General features: G+C 63.8%; 10 protein-coding genes. 3 read left to right on the forward strand and 7 right to left on the reverse strand.

Annotated elements, in window-relative coordinates:
- The first annotated feature begins 10 nt into the window (after window positions 1-10).
- Window positions 11-1,537 (forward strand): helicase HerA-like domain-containing protein, encoded by a 1,527-nt coding sequence (locus tag K3165_RS07235; protein ID WP_221548075.1) that lies wholly within the window; start codon window positions 11-13, stop codon window positions 1,535-1,537.
- On the opposite strand, the gene K3165_RS07240 is transcribed toward K3165_RS07235, so the two are convergent.
- From K3165_RS07240 to K3165_RS07260, 5 genes are all read right to left on the reverse strand, one after another.
- Window positions 1,534-2,961, reverse strand: a complete 1,428-nt coding sequence (locus K3165_RS07240; RefSeq protein ID WP_221548076.1) for an ATP-binding protein — start codon at window positions 2,959-2,961, stop codon at window positions 1,534-1,536. The genes K3165_RS07235 and K3165_RS07240 overlap by 4 nt on opposite strands.
- Complete coding sequence (locus tag K3165_RS07245) at window positions 2,958-3,683, reverse strand: response regulator (RefSeq protein ID WP_221548077.1); 726 nt, start codon at window positions 3,681-3,683, stop codon at window positions 2,958-2,960. The genes K3165_RS07240 and K3165_RS07245 overlap by 4 nt, the downstream gene beginning before the upstream one ends.
- 48 nt (window positions 3,684-3,731) lie before the next feature.
- Entirely contained in the window at window positions 3,732-4,421 is a 690-nt protein-coding gene (locus K3165_RS07250) for a hypothetical protein (protein ID WP_221548078.1), read from the reverse strand.
- 188 nt (window positions 4,422-4,609) lie between these two features.
- Complete coding sequence (locus K3165_RS07255; protein ID WP_221548079.1) at window positions 4,610-5,005, reverse strand: VOC family protein; 396 nt, start codon at window positions 5,003-5,005, stop codon at window positions 4,610-4,612.
- A 63-nt stretch (window positions 5,006-5,068) separates the two neighbouring features.
- Window positions 5,069-6,874 carry an aminopeptidase P family protein gene (locus K3165_RS07260; protein ID WP_221548080.1) on the reverse strand — a complete coding sequence of 602 codons (1,806 nt, stop codon included), beginning with the start codon at window positions 6,872-6,874 and terminating at the stop codon, window positions 5,069-5,071.
- A gap of 187 nt (window positions 6,875-7,061) precedes the next feature.
- Here K3165_RS07260 and K3165_RS07265 point away from each other — a divergent pair, with 187 nt between their 5' ends.
- Both K3165_RS07265 and K3165_RS07270 read left to right on the forward strand, forming a co-directional pair.
- The gene (locus K3165_RS07265) at window positions 7,062-9,170 is read left to right on the forward strand and encodes a S9 family peptidase (RefSeq protein WP_247713913.1); all 2,109 of its coding nucleotides are present in this window, start codon (window positions 7,062-7,064) and stop codon (window positions 9,168-9,170) included.
- Window positions 9,167-9,559 carry an acyl-CoA thioesterase gene (locus K3165_RS07270; protein WP_221548082.1) on the forward strand — a complete coding sequence of 131 codons (393 nt, stop codon included), beginning with the start codon at window positions 9,167-9,169 and terminating at the stop codon, window positions 9,557-9,559. The genes K3165_RS07265 and K3165_RS07270 overlap by 4 nt, the downstream gene beginning before the upstream one ends.
- Before the next feature lies 1 nt (window position 9,560).
- Here K3165_RS07270 and K3165_RS07275 read toward each other — a convergent pair whose 3' ends face one another.
- Window positions 9,561-11,342: a sensor domain-containing diguanylate cyclase gene (locus K3165_RS07275; protein WP_221548083.1), complete on the reverse strand. Its 1,782-nt coding sequence runs from the start codon at window positions 11,340-11,342 to the stop codon at window positions 9,561-9,563.
- Between the two features lie 61 nt (window positions 11,343-11,403).
- Window positions 11,404-12,522 carry an alanine dehydrogenase gene (gene ald, locus K3165_RS07280; RefSeq protein ID WP_221548084.1) on the reverse strand — a complete coding sequence of 373 codons (1,119 nt, stop codon included), beginning with the start codon at window positions 12,520-12,522 and terminating at the stop codon, window positions 11,404-11,406.
- Window positions 12,523-12,580 lie beyond the last annotated feature (58 nt).

Here is a 12,580-nt window from a genome sequence, read left to right on the forward strand (position 1 = left end):
ACGGGCAAGAATGAGCACTCTTTTCCTCGGTCTGGGAGCCGATGGCGAAAACCAGCACCTGCGGCTCGAGCAGGCTAACCGCCACGGGCTGATCGCGGGTGCGACCGGCACCGGCAAGACGGTGACGCTGCAGGGACTTGCAGAAAGTTTTTCCGCCAATGGCGTTCCCGTTTTCGTGGCCGATGTGAAGGGCGACCTTGCAGGTATCTCGATGGCTGGATCGCCGCAGTTCAAGCATGCCGACAAGCTGGAAGGCCGCGCGAAGGAACTGGGCATGGACGACTATGCCTATGCCGATAACGCCGCCGTTTTCTGGGATCTCTACGGCGAGAAGGGCTTCCCGATCCGCACCACGATCTCGGAAATGGGCCCGCTGCTGCTCGCCCGCCTGCTCGACCTCAACGAGACTCAGGAAGGCGTGCTCAACATCGTCTTTCGTTACGCCGACGAGAACAATTTGCTGCTGCTCGATCTCGGCGACCTGCAAGCGATGCTGACCTTCGCCTACGAGAATTCGAAGGACTTGTCGGGCGTTTACGGCAATGTTTCCAAGGCCAGCGTCGGCGCGATCCAGCGCCAGCTGCTGAGCTTCGAAAGCCAGGGTGCCGACCGGTTCTTTGGCGAGCCTGCGCTGGAAATCGACGATTTCCTTAGCGTCGACGAACAGGGCCGCGGCATCATCAATGTGCTCGCCGCGGACAAGCTGATGCGCAGCCCCAAGCTCTACGCAACCTTCCTGCTCTGGCTGCTCGCCGAACTGTTCGAGACCCTGCCCGAGGTGGGCGATCCGGACAAGCCGAAGCTCGTCTTCTTCTTCGACGAGGCGCACCTCCTCTTCGACGATGCGCCCGAGGCGCTGGAGGACAAGGTTGAACAAGTTGTTCGCCTGATCCGTTCGAAGGGCGTGGGCGTCTATTTCGTCACCCAGAACCCGATCGACATTCCCGAGAAGATCGCCGGCCAGCTGGGCAACCGCGTCCAGCATGCCCTGCGCGCTTTCACCCCGCGCGACCAGCGGGCCATCAAGGCAGCTGCCGAGACCTTCCGCATCAACCCCGATCTCGACGTCGAGGAAGCCATCACCGAGCTCAAGGTCGGTGAAGCGCTGGTCTCGACGCTCGACGAAGACGGCGCGCCCACGATCGTCCAGCGCACCCTCATCAAGCCGCCGCATTCACGCCTCGGCCCAGTGACGGAGAAAGAACGCAAGATCATCAATTCGGTGAGCGATCTCGATGGGAAATACGATGAGGCCGTCGATCGCGAGAGCGCAGAGGAAGTGCTCGCCGCCAAGGCCGCCGATGCCGCCGCGACCGCCAAGGAGGTCGAGGAAAAGGGCGAAGAGGAAGTCCGCAAGCGCGAGCGCAAGACGCCTTCCATGTGGACCAAGGCGGGCAAGGCCGCGGCGACGGCTGCCGCAGGATCGCTCAGCTCCATCGCGGTTGCGACGGTGCTGGGCAAGAAATCGCGAGCCGACCCGGTCCGCACCGGCCTCAACGCCTTCGTGCGCAACATCGTCGGCGGTCTGATGCGCTAGAGCGGGAGGCGGAACTCCGCCCGCAGGCCGCCTTCCGGGCGATTGGACAATTTGAGGGTACCGCCATGCTGCTCTGCCACGGCGCGCGCGAGGGTTAGCCCGAGGCCTGCTCCGCCGGTGGCGCGATTACGGCTGGCCTCACCGCGCGTGAACGGTTCGAGCATTTCAGCGATGCGGTCTTCGGGAATGCCAGGGCCGTTGTCCTCGACACGCAGGATGGCCTCATCGCCCTCCCTGCCGATCCATACTCTAGCATCGCCGCCGTAGCGCAGCGCATTCGACACGAGGTTCCTGAGACCACGCTTGAGCCAGGTGAGATGGACCGGGGCGACCACGCGGGATGCGTCGAGCGCGATTTCCTCTCCCGTGTCTTCGAACTCCTCGACCACCGAGGCGGCGAGTGCGGCTAGATCGGTACGCTCGGGCAATTCGTTCGACTTGCCCACACGGGCGAGCGCGAGGATTTCGTCGAGCGTGAGGGTGATGTCCTCGATGCTGTCGACCATGCGGGAACGCGCCACCTCGTCCTCGACACCCTCCACCCGCACGCGAAGCGCGGCGAGCGGGGTCTTGAGATCGTGCCCGATCGCGCCGAGCATCACGTCCTTTTCCTCGAGCATGGCACCGATGCGCGCCTCCATGGCGTTATGCGCGGTGATCAGCCGCTGCACGTCTTCCGGCCCGCGCGGCTCGATCGGCTCGTACTGTCCGGGCGAGGCCGCGAACCGCTCGGTCTGGCGGGTCAGCTGGGCAAGCGGTCCCGTCAGGCGGCGCAGGACCAGCCACAGGATGAAAGAGAGCAGCAGCGTGAGTGCGGCTGCCCTCAGCAGCGGAAAAACAGGCCCGAAATGCTGGTGCGTATCGCGAACCGGTGCGCGCACGATCTCCCAGCCCTCGCCTTCGGAAATGCCCGCAAGTGCGACCGCCTTGGGCAAGTCGCGCTCTGTCAGGCCGCGGCGCATTGCGAACCTTAACAGGAAGCGCTGCGAGACCGGATCGGCACTGACCGGCCGCTCGACCACCCTGATGTCCGAGAATGTGCGGCCGTTGTCCCGCAGATTCTCGGCCAGCCGCTCCTCCAGTTCGGGGCGGCGGATGTCGACCGGAAGGATCTCGAAGCTGTCCGCCTGCCGGAAATCGGTGTTGGCAAACCGGCGGCGGTTCGGGCCGGGCCGGCGCTGCGGGCGACGTTCCTCCGCATCGCGCGCGTCGCGGCGAGGATCGATGGTCACGACCAGCGGGTCGTCGGCGAAGCGCGCGGCTGCGACGAGGCGCAGGCTGAGCGTATTGACCAGCGCGGTTTCGACGCGGTCCTTCTCGATACTGTAGGCGAGAAAGCCGTTTACGCCCTGCACGATGAAAAGCGTCAGTCCGAGTGCGAGCGTGAGCTGTCCGAGCAGGCTTTTGGGGAGGAAGCGCTTCATGCAGGCACGCGGGTGACGTCGGCGGCGAGGCGATAGCCGCCGCCGCGCACGGTCTGGATGAATTGCGGGTTGCGGGTATCAGCTTCGATCTTGCGGCGCAGGCGGCTGATCTGGTTGTCGACGGCGCGATCGAACAGATGCGCCTCGCGGCCCTGTACCATGTCGAGCAACTGGTCGCGGTCGAGGACCTGCCTCGGGTGATCGCAAAAGGCGCGGAGCATGCGAAATTCAGCCGTCGAAATCGGCACCAGCGTGCCTTCGGGATCGGTCAGGCGGCGTTTCAGCGGATCGAGCGTCCAGCCTTCGAAACTATAGGCGAGGTCTTCGGACGGTGCCGGGCCCGAACGGTCTGCCCGGCGCAGGACCGAGCGGATACGCGCGACAAGCTCGCGCGGTTCGAACGGCTTGGTGACGTAGTCGTCGGCACCGATTTCCAGCCCGATGATCCGGTCCATCGCTTCGCCCCTGGCGGTCAGCAGGATCACGGGGAGCTGGCGGCTCTCGACGAGGTGGCGGCAGAGCGAAAGCCCGTCCTCGCCCGGCATCATGATGTCGAGGAGGACGAGGTCGGGCGTGTCGCCTTCGAGCAGGCTGCGCGCCTGCGCCGCGCTTTCCGCCTCGCGCACGGCAAACCCCTGGCCGGAAAGATATTCCGCCAAGGGTTCGCGCAGGGTGCGCTCGTCATCGACAAGCAGGAGTGAGGTAGGCGCAGCATCGGTCATGTGGTCCTTTTCGCGCCTACCTCCTGGTTTGCATGGCGCGCAAGCGGCTTACTGGCTGCCGGCGTTGCGTTCGGCGCGAATGGCCTCGCGCATCGCCTTGTGACGGGCCTGCATTTCGGCAGTCGTCACCTGGCCATCGCCATCGGTGTCGGTCTTGGCGAACTGGTCTGCAACCGCCGCATCGAATTCGGCGCGGGTGATCGTCTTGTCGCCATTGGTGTCGGCAAAGCGCAGCATGTGCATGCCGCCGCGATGACCGCGCTTGCCGCCACGGGCCTTGCGCTCACCACCACGACGCTCGCCGCGCGCTTCGTGACCCGCCTTCATCTCGGCCTGCGAAAGACCGCCGGAGTTGTCGGTGTCGAGACGCTCGAAGTGCTCGGCCATGCGTGCTTCACGGCGTTCGCCGCGCTGTGCCCGACGCTGTTCGCGCTTTTCCATACGCTCTGCGTGCATCGCCTGCATTTCGGCCTGCGACAGTTCGCCATCGCCATTGGTATCGGCCTTGGCGAAATGCGCCTGGCGGCGGGCTGCGCGGTCTTCGGCATTGATGACGCCGTCGCCGTTAGCATCCATCCGGGTGAACATCTGGTCGGCATGCGCGGTCATCTCGGTGCGCGTGATAAGGCCGTCACCATCGGCATCGACCTTCATCTTGCCCATGTGGCCATGGGCGAGTGCCGCGGTGCCGGTCAGCACGAGCGCGGCGGCGGTCAGGGAAAGGGTCGTCTTTTTCATTTTCAAGCTCCTGGAATGGGGGAGCTGCAGCGCCGGGGGACTTGCGAGGGAGGGGAGGTAGGCGCCGCAGCTCGTGTGCCCTTTCTAGGCACCCAATGTCGCAGCAATATGCCGTGAAGCGGGTGTTTTGTAACGCTTTGTCGCAGGACGAAGTGCCTGTTCATGCTGGCGAAAAGTCAGCCTCGTCGTCAGGCGACCTTGTCCATCAGGAAGGCATTGAGCTTGTTGCCGTCCGGATCGCGGAAATAGGCGGCATAGAACAGCATGCCGTTCTCGTCCGGCTCTCCCCGCGGCCCCGGCTCGCCCTCGTCGCTGCCGCCGTTCGCGAGAGCGATGTCGTAGAGCCGCTTCACCTGGTCGCGATCCTTGGCCTCGAGCGCGACCATCGTGCCGTTGCCGACCGTCGCCTTTTCCCCGTCGAACGGCTTGGTCGCAGCGATACCTGCGCCGCCATCCCACTTGCCCCAGGCAATGAAGGTTTCGAAGTCCATCATCCGCCCGACGCCGAGTTCGGCGGCGATCGCATCGTAGAACTTCGCCGCCCGCTCCAGGTCGTTGGTGCCGACCGTAACATATCCAATCATCCGCGTGACTCCTTATCCAAAACGACTCGCGACCTGCGGAACATTACGGGAACATACGTAATCCTACAAGGGCTGGCACTCGCGTTCGAGCCAGGCCAGATCCTTGCCCTCGAGCTGCGGCGCGAGGATCGCGCGGGTTTTCGCATGGTACTCGTTCCACCATGCGATTTCGCGGTCGGTCATCAGCGACTTGTCGACCAGCTTGCGGTCGAGCGGGACGTGCGTGAGCGTTTCGAAAGTGAGGTACTTGCCCTCACTGCCCTCGATATTGGCATCGACCACCAGCACGAGGTTCTCGATCCGGATGCCGTACTCACCCGGCTTGTAATAGCCCGGCTCGTTGGAAAGGATCATGCCCTCGCGCAGCGGGGTCTCGGTACCGGGGAAAGCGCCGCCGGGCTTCGAGATACGCTGCGGACCTTCGTGGACCGAGAGATAGCTGCCAACGCCGTGACCGGTGCCGTGGCCATAGTCGACGCCTGCCTGCCACAGGTGCATACGCGCCAGCGCGTCGAGCGCGCCGCCGCTGGTCTTGTCGGGGAAACGCGCGAGGTCGAGCTCGATATGGCCCTTCAGCACGCGCGTGTTGCGGTCGATCATTTCGGCCGTCGGCTCGCCCGGGCCGACCCAGACGGTGCGCGTGATGTCGGTCGTGCCGTCGGGATACTGGCCGCCCGAATCGCAGAGGTAGATGCTCGAGGGCGGGATCGGGATATTGCTGTCCTCGTCCACCTTGTAATGCGGCAATGCAGCATGGCCAGCGGCAGCGCTGATGGTGTCGAAGCTGGTGTCCTTCATGTCCGGGCTGAGACCGCGGAATTCGCGCAGCTTCGCCGCGGCGGTGAGTTCGTCCACCTCGCCCGAGGGCGCATTTTCTTCGATCCAGCGGAGATATTTCACGACCGCCGCACCGTCGCGCGCCTGCGCATCGCGGTGGCCCTGCTGTTCGGCGGGGTTCTTGATCGCCTTGGGCAGGACGGCCGGATCGGCATCGCGTACGACGGTCGCCCCGCCCTGCTCCAGCGCATGGAAGATGCCAGCCACGGCGTGCTTGGGATCGACCGCCACGGTCTTGCCCTTGAGGTCCGCCAGCGCGGGCTGGAAGTCGGCGCGATCACGGATGCTGACCGCATTGCCGAGGTGCTTGGTCAGTTCCGGCGTGACCTTCTCGGGCGCGATGAACAGTTCTGCCGTGCCGTCTGCATGGGCGAGCACATAAGACAGCGCGACCGGCGTGTTGTCGACGTCTTCGCCGCGCATGTTCAGCACCCATGCGACCGAATCGAGTGCGGTGATGACGGTGGCGTCATAGCCTTCCTGCTTGAGCCAGTCGGCGATCTCGGCGCGCTTGTCCGCGCTTGAGCGGCCAGCGAATTTGTCGTCATGCGGGACGGCTGCGGCAAGCGAGGGCTGCGGGCGGTCGGCCCAGACGGCATCGATCGGGTTGCCGTCGACGGGCACAAGTTCGATGCCCTTCTTGGCGAAGAGCTTCTGGGCCTCCTCGGCCCATTCGACACCGTGGAGCCAGGCGTCGTAACCGATCTTGGCACCCTTGTGCGCGTTCTCGGCCAGCCACTTGGCGGGCGAGGTCGCAGGCACGTCTTCGTAGTCGTAGAGCTTGCCGTCGACCTGCTCGCGCACCTGGACGGTGTAGCGGCCGTCGGTGAACATGGCGGCCTTGTCCTTGAGTACCGCCGCGCTGCCGGCACTGCCGCCGAAGCCGGTCAGCCAGTGGAGGCGCTGGGCGTAGGAGCCGACATATTCGCTCATGTGCTCGTCGGAGATCGGGATGACGAAGCCGTCGAGGCCGCGCTTGTCCAGTTCGGTGCGCAGCGCGTCGAGACGGGCTTCATGGGTTTGCATAAGCATGGGCGAGAATTCCTTTCATCGGTGCCGCTCTGCACTTGGGCGAAGCAGCGCTTGCCGCGGCGCTTTGCCGCGCATAATCACCACCCTTCAATAGGGATCTGCGGCCACTCTTTCCACCTTTGTGCCGCACCGAAAGGGATCGCTCGTGACTTTCAACCGACTGGCTGCGTGCCTATCTGCCTGCGCAATGGCTTTCGCCGCACCTATCGCTGCCCAAATTGCCGAAGGGACATCCGTGACAGAACCGACCTCGCCGCCGACTGCAGAGAAGCGCGACTATTCCTACACCCAGCACGGGATCACGATTTCCGATCCCTATCACTGGATGAAAGACCAGAGCTATCCGACGATCGACGATGAGGATGTGCTCGAACACCTGAAGGCCGAAAACGCTTGGTTCGAGGCGCGCATGGCGCCGCAGCAGGCGCTGGTCGACGAACTCTACGAAGAGATGAAGGCGCGCGTGAAGCAGGACGATTCGACCGTCCCGCAGAAGGATGGCGACTGGCTCTACTGGTCCGAATTCGAGGAAGGTGCGGAATATCGCAAATACTATCGCAAGCCCGTTGCCGGCGGCGATGCGCAGCTAATCCTCGATGAGAACGCGCTGGCCGAAGGCCACGAATATTTCCGCCTTGGCGCATTCTCCGTCTCGAAAAGCGGCCGCTATCTCGCCTATTCGAGCGACACCAACGGTTCCGAACGCTTCACCGCGCGAATCAAGGATCTCGAGACCGGCGAACTGCTGCCCGACGAGATCCCCGGCACGCTGACCGGCCTCACCTGGGTGATGGACGACAAGGCGATCGTCTACGGCCTCGCGAACGAACAGTGGCGCGTCCACGATGCGACGCTGCACGTGCTCGGCACGCCGGTGTCGGAAGATGTCGAACTCTACCGCGAGGCTGAAAACGACGGCTTCCGCGTCGGCGCGGGGCTTTCGGCGCAGGAAGACTGGCTCATCATCGCGGTCGGCGACAGCGAGACCAGCGAAGTGCGCATGGTGCGTGCCGACGATCCGACCGGCGAACAGATTCTCGTCGCCCCGCGCAAGACGGGCCGCGAATACGATGTCGATGTGCGTGACGGCACGCTCTTCATCCACACCAACGACGATCACGTGAACTTCCGCCTCGCCACGGCGAGCCTCGACAAGCCGGGCGAATGGACCACGCTGATCGCCGGGTCGGACGAGTTCTACCTCTCCGATTTCGAGCTGTTCAAGGACTTCTACGTCACCGAAGGCCGCCTGCGCGGTCTCGACCAGATCCAGCTGCGCAGCTACGCCGACCCGAACCTCGTGAAGCCCATCGCCTTTACCGAAGCGAGCTTCTCGACCGGCCTCGCGAACAATCCAGAATACGACACGCAGAAGCTGCGCCTTGCCTACGAGAGCATGGTCACGCCGGATTCGGTCTATGACTATCATGTCGATGGCGGCGAACTCGAACTGCTCAAGCAGCAGGAAATCCCGAGCGGGTACGACGCGAACCTTTACCAGGTCGAACGCATCGAGATCGCTGCACGCGACGGGACGATGGTCCCCGTCTCGATCGTGAGCCGCAAGGATCGCGAACAGGGCGGCCCGCTGCATCTCTATGCCTATGGTGCCTACGGCTTCGCCTATCCGCCCAATTTCTCGACCACGCGCCTCAGCCTCGTCGATCGCGGCTTCGCCTTTGCCATCGCGCATATCCGCGGCGGCGACGATCTGGGCCGCAACTGGTACCTGCAGGGCAAGCTCAACGAGCGGACCAACACCTTCAACGACTTCGTCGATGTCGCGAAGGGGCTGATCGACAAAGGCTACACTGCCAAGGGCAAGATCAGCGCCAGCGGCGGCTCGGCCGGCGGCGAGCTTATGGGCGTCGTGCTCAACACCAACCCCGAACTGTGGGGCGCGGTTGTGGCGCACGTTCCCTTCGTCGACGTTCTCAATACCATGCTCGACAAGGACCTGCCGCTCACCCCGGGCGAATGGCCCGAGTGGGGCAACCCGATCGAGAGCAAGCAGGCCTTCGCCTACATCCTGTCCTATTCGCCCTACGACCAGGTGGTGGCGCAGGACTATCCGCCGCTGCTGGTGACCGCCGGGCTCAACGATCCGCGCGTGACCTATTGGGAACCGATGAAGTGGGTCGCCAAGCTGCGCGAATACAAGACCGATGACAACGAGCTGCTGTTGAAGACGAACATGGGCGCAGGCCACGGCGGCAAGTCGGGACGCTTCGCCTCGATCTACGAAGTCGCCGAGGAATATGCATTCATCCTGTGGCAGATGGGCATGACCGAGTGAGCACACGCTTTACTCAAGAGTTCACTGCGCTGCCCGAGCACATCGACGAGCTCGGGCACGTCAACAATACGGTCTGGGTCCGCTGGATCCAGGACCTTGCCACGGCGCACTGGAACGACACCGCGCGGCTCGAAGATGCCGAGCAGTTCTTCTGGGTCGTGACCCGTCACGAGATCGATTACCGCGGCAATGTTTCCGAGGGCGAGAGCGTGACGGGCGAGACCTGGATCGAAGGCGACCCGCGCGGTGCCACTTCGATCCGCCGGGTCGATTTCCGCAATGGTGCGGGCAAGGTGATCGTTTCGGCGGCCACAACATGGGCCATGCTCGACCGGGAAAGCCAGCGGCTGGTCAGGGTGCGGCCCGAGGTTCTCGAGCCCTTCCGCTAGGTCAGGCTGCCGAGCGCCCTGCGGTGGTTTCGGCCTCGAACATCTCGACCGTATCCGAACAGGTCCTGTTGCGGCCGGCACATTTCGCTTCGTAAAGCAGCTGGTCGGCGCGTGAATACAACGCCCCGAAATCGACTTCCTGTTGCTGGGCAAGCGTTTCGAAATCGAGCAGGCCCATGCTCGCGGTCACCGGGCTGTCGAGACCTTCGATCTCGGCCAGCGTACGCGAGCTGATTGCGCGACGACGCGCCTCGGCCCGCTTGGCTGCGTCCTTGCCGCGCAGCATGAGCAAGAATTCCTCGCCCCCGATGCGGAAAGCCACGAGGTTGCGGTCGGCTCCGCCCCTCAGCGTGTCGCCGGTATAGCGCAGGACTGCGTCGCCGACCGGGTGCCCGTGCATGTCGTTGATCGCCTTGAACCGGTCGATGTCGATGATCGCCATGACAGTGAAACCGTCCTGGACGAGCGCCGGGAAACGCGACTGTAGCGCGCGCCGATTCAACAGCCCGGTCAGATCGTCATGCTCGGTGAGCGCTTCCATGGCACGCGCGGCATCGAGCGCACGATCGCGTTCGCGGCGGATGGAGATGAACCGGTCCGCCACCGCCAGCGCGGTCGCCACGACCTCGAACAGGAGAGCAAGGTTCTGTGCCCAGGTCTCGTCGAAGGTGACTTCCGTAATGTTGATCGGATCAACGAAGAAAACAGACACCGCCTGGAAAATGACGATGGCCGTCAGGGGCGCAAATCCGAGGATGAGGTAGGGAGCCATCCGGCTGCCGGCTGCACGAGCCGAGAACAGGACGTAGAAATACCCCGCCAGCAATGTGCACAGCGCCCCGAAATAGATCCGGTCGATCCACAGGCCGAAGGGCTCCGGGAAGAAGGTCAGCACTGCGCCATTGGTGAGCACACCTGCCGCAACACACAGCATGATGACCTTGTGGCGGCGGGTCATGAATTCCTGTTCGACGAACTTGTAGGCGAACAGCACCGTCGCAAGGATCATCAGGTCGAGCGTGAAATAGGTGACGATGAGCTCGGCCGAATAGGAAATCGGCATGATCAGCGGGATCAGGCCCGACACGGCAGCGGTCTGGATGGCGGCCATGAGGCAGAACGCCGCATGGAACAGGGGAAACGACTGCCTCAGCGCCCTGAAGTAACCGAGATCGAAAATGATCGGCGCAAGGAACAGCCCGCACAGTAATGCGGCGAGGAGGTGGATGTAACCGGCTTTCGCCTCGACCGAGGGCTCCGCGACAAGCTTTGCCGCGACCAGGGTCTCGGGCCACCATGACTTGTCGAGTACCATGACGATCGCCACCGGCGGCGTGGCGGACTGCGGGAAAGCGACGATCGACTTGAGACTGGAAGAACCCAGCTGGGTGTCGGCAAAACTGTAGCTGACCGAACTTTGCGTGCCGTCCGCCTCGACGGCGATGACGGTCAGCTTCTCGTATTCGTTGCGGTCGAACTCGGCGTAGCGCGGAGGCTGCGCGCCTTCTGCAAGCTTGGTCAGGTCGTGGCGGATGAAGTGGCGTTCGGCATCCCAGTCGAATTCGGCACCCTCGCAGGTCCACCGCGATCCGTCCGACAGCAGGCTGTCATAGGTCGTCCCGGCCTTGTCCGAAGTGTGGCAAATGGAACCGGGCGCAAATTTCGCTGCCTGGGCGGCTTCCTGCGCGTAAGCGGCAGGCGCAATGGCGCCTAGTATCGCCAGAAAAGCGATCAATATCAGCCGCAAGAAGCGCGGCGCAGCCATGGCGAGATTCACTCCCATCGCTGCGCCATACGCGGTATCAATTAAGAGCAGGTTATCAAAAACCGCCCGCGCGTTAACTTTATCCCTTGAGGACGTCGGCGACAGGTCGGTAGGCGTAGCCAAGTTCGTCGGCCACGGCCTTGTAGGTCACCTCGCCCTTGTGGACATTAAGACCTTCGGCAAGATGCGGATCGGCAGCAAGCGCTTCCTTCCAACCCATGCGCGCAATGCGAAGAGCATGCGGCAGGGTGACGTTGTTCAGCGCATAGGTGCTGGTGCGCGCCACTGCGCCGGGCATGTTGGCGACGCAATAATGCACGATATCGTCGACGATATAGGTCGGATCGGCATGGGTCGTGGGCTTCGAAGTCTCGAAACAACCGCCCTGGTCGATTGCCACGTCGACGAGCACAGCGCCCTTCTGCATGTCCTTGAGCATGTCGCGGGTGACAAGCTTGGGAGCGGCCGCACCCGGGATCAGCACCGCGCCGATCACTAGGTCCGCGCCGCATACGGCGTCGTAGAGGTTCGCAGCGTTCGAAAAGCGGGTGCTGGCGCGCGTTTCGAAATGCGTGCCGACCTTTTCCAGCACTTCGGGATCGCGGTCGAGGATGGTGACGTCCGCACCGAGACCGGCAGCCATCTGCGCCGCGTTGAAACCGACGACACCGCCGCCGATCACCACGACCTTGCCCGGCATGACGCCCGGGACACCGCCGAGAAGGACGCCGCGGCCACCATGGGCCTTTTCCAGAGCGGTCGCGCCTGCCTGGACGCTCATGCGGCCGGCAACCTGGCTCATCGGCTTAAGGAGCGGCAGCTGGCCGCGAGGGCCGGTCACCGTTTCGTAGGCAATTGCGGTCACGCCGCTGTCGACGAGGTCCTTGGTCTGCGGCGCGTCGGGCGCGAGGTGCAGGTAGGTGTAGAGGATCTGGTCTTCGCGCAGCTTGGCGCGCTCGACCGCCTGCGGCTCCTTGACCTTAACCACCATCTCGCACTCGGCGAAGATTTCGTCGGGCGTGTCCACGATGCGCGCGCCGGCTTCGATGTACTGCTGGTCGGTCGCATCGATGCCGCAACCGGCCTGCGTCTCGATCCAGACCTCGTTGCCCTGCACGATCAGTTCCTTCGCGCTCTCCGGCGTGAGGCCGACGCGATATTCGTGGTTCTTGATTTCCTTGGGGCAACCGATGCGCATTGGGGGACTCCTTGATTTGGCGATGCCGTTACATCTGTAACCATCGACGGGCAAGGCT

The organism is Qipengyuania xiamenensis, assembly GCF_019711495.1.
Lineage (GTDB): Bacteria > Pseudomonadota > Alphaproteobacteria > Sphingomonadales > Sphingomonadaceae > Qipengyuania > Qipengyuania xiamenensis.

What these genes read in the sequence shown, in the direction of transcription:
- K3165_RS07235 (WP_221548075.1), top strand. Translation starts at nt 11, where the DNA reads ATGAGCACTCTTTTCCTCGGTCTGGGAGCCGATGGCGAAAACCAGCAC.
- K3165_RS07240 (WP_221548076.1), bottom strand. Translation starts at nt 2,961, where the DNA reads ATGAAGCGCTTCCTCCCCAAAAGCCTGCTCGGACAGCTCACGCTCGCA.
- K3165_RS07245 (WP_221548077.1), bottom strand. Translation starts at nt 3,683, where the DNA reads ATGACCGATGCTGCGCCTACCTCACTCCTGCTTGTCGATGACGAGCGC.
- K3165_RS07250 (WP_221548078.1), bottom strand. Translation starts at nt 4,421, where the DNA reads ATGAAAAAGACGACCCTTTCCCTGACCGCCGCCGCGCTCGTGCTGACC.
- K3165_RS07255 (WP_221548079.1), bottom strand. Translation starts at nt 5,005, where the DNA reads ATGATTGGATATGTTACGGTCGGCACCAACGACCTGGAGCGGGCGGCG.
- K3165_RS07260 (WP_221548080.1), bottom strand. Translation starts at nt 6,874, where the DNA reads ATGCTTATGCAAACCCATGAAGCCCGTCTCGACGCGCTGCGCACCGAA.
- K3165_RS07265 (WP_247713913.1), top strand. Translation starts at nt 7,062, where the DNA reads ATGGCTTTCGCCGCACCTATCGCTGCCCAAATTGCCGAAGGGACATCC.
- K3165_RS07275 (WP_221548083.1), bottom strand. Translation starts at nt 11,342, where the DNA reads ATGGGAGTGAATCTCGCCATGGCTGCGCCGCGCTTCTTGCGGCTGATA.
- ald (WP_221548084.1), bottom strand. Translation starts at nt 12,522, where the DNA reads ATGCGCATCGGTTGCCCCAAGGAAATCAAGAACCACGAATATCGCGTC.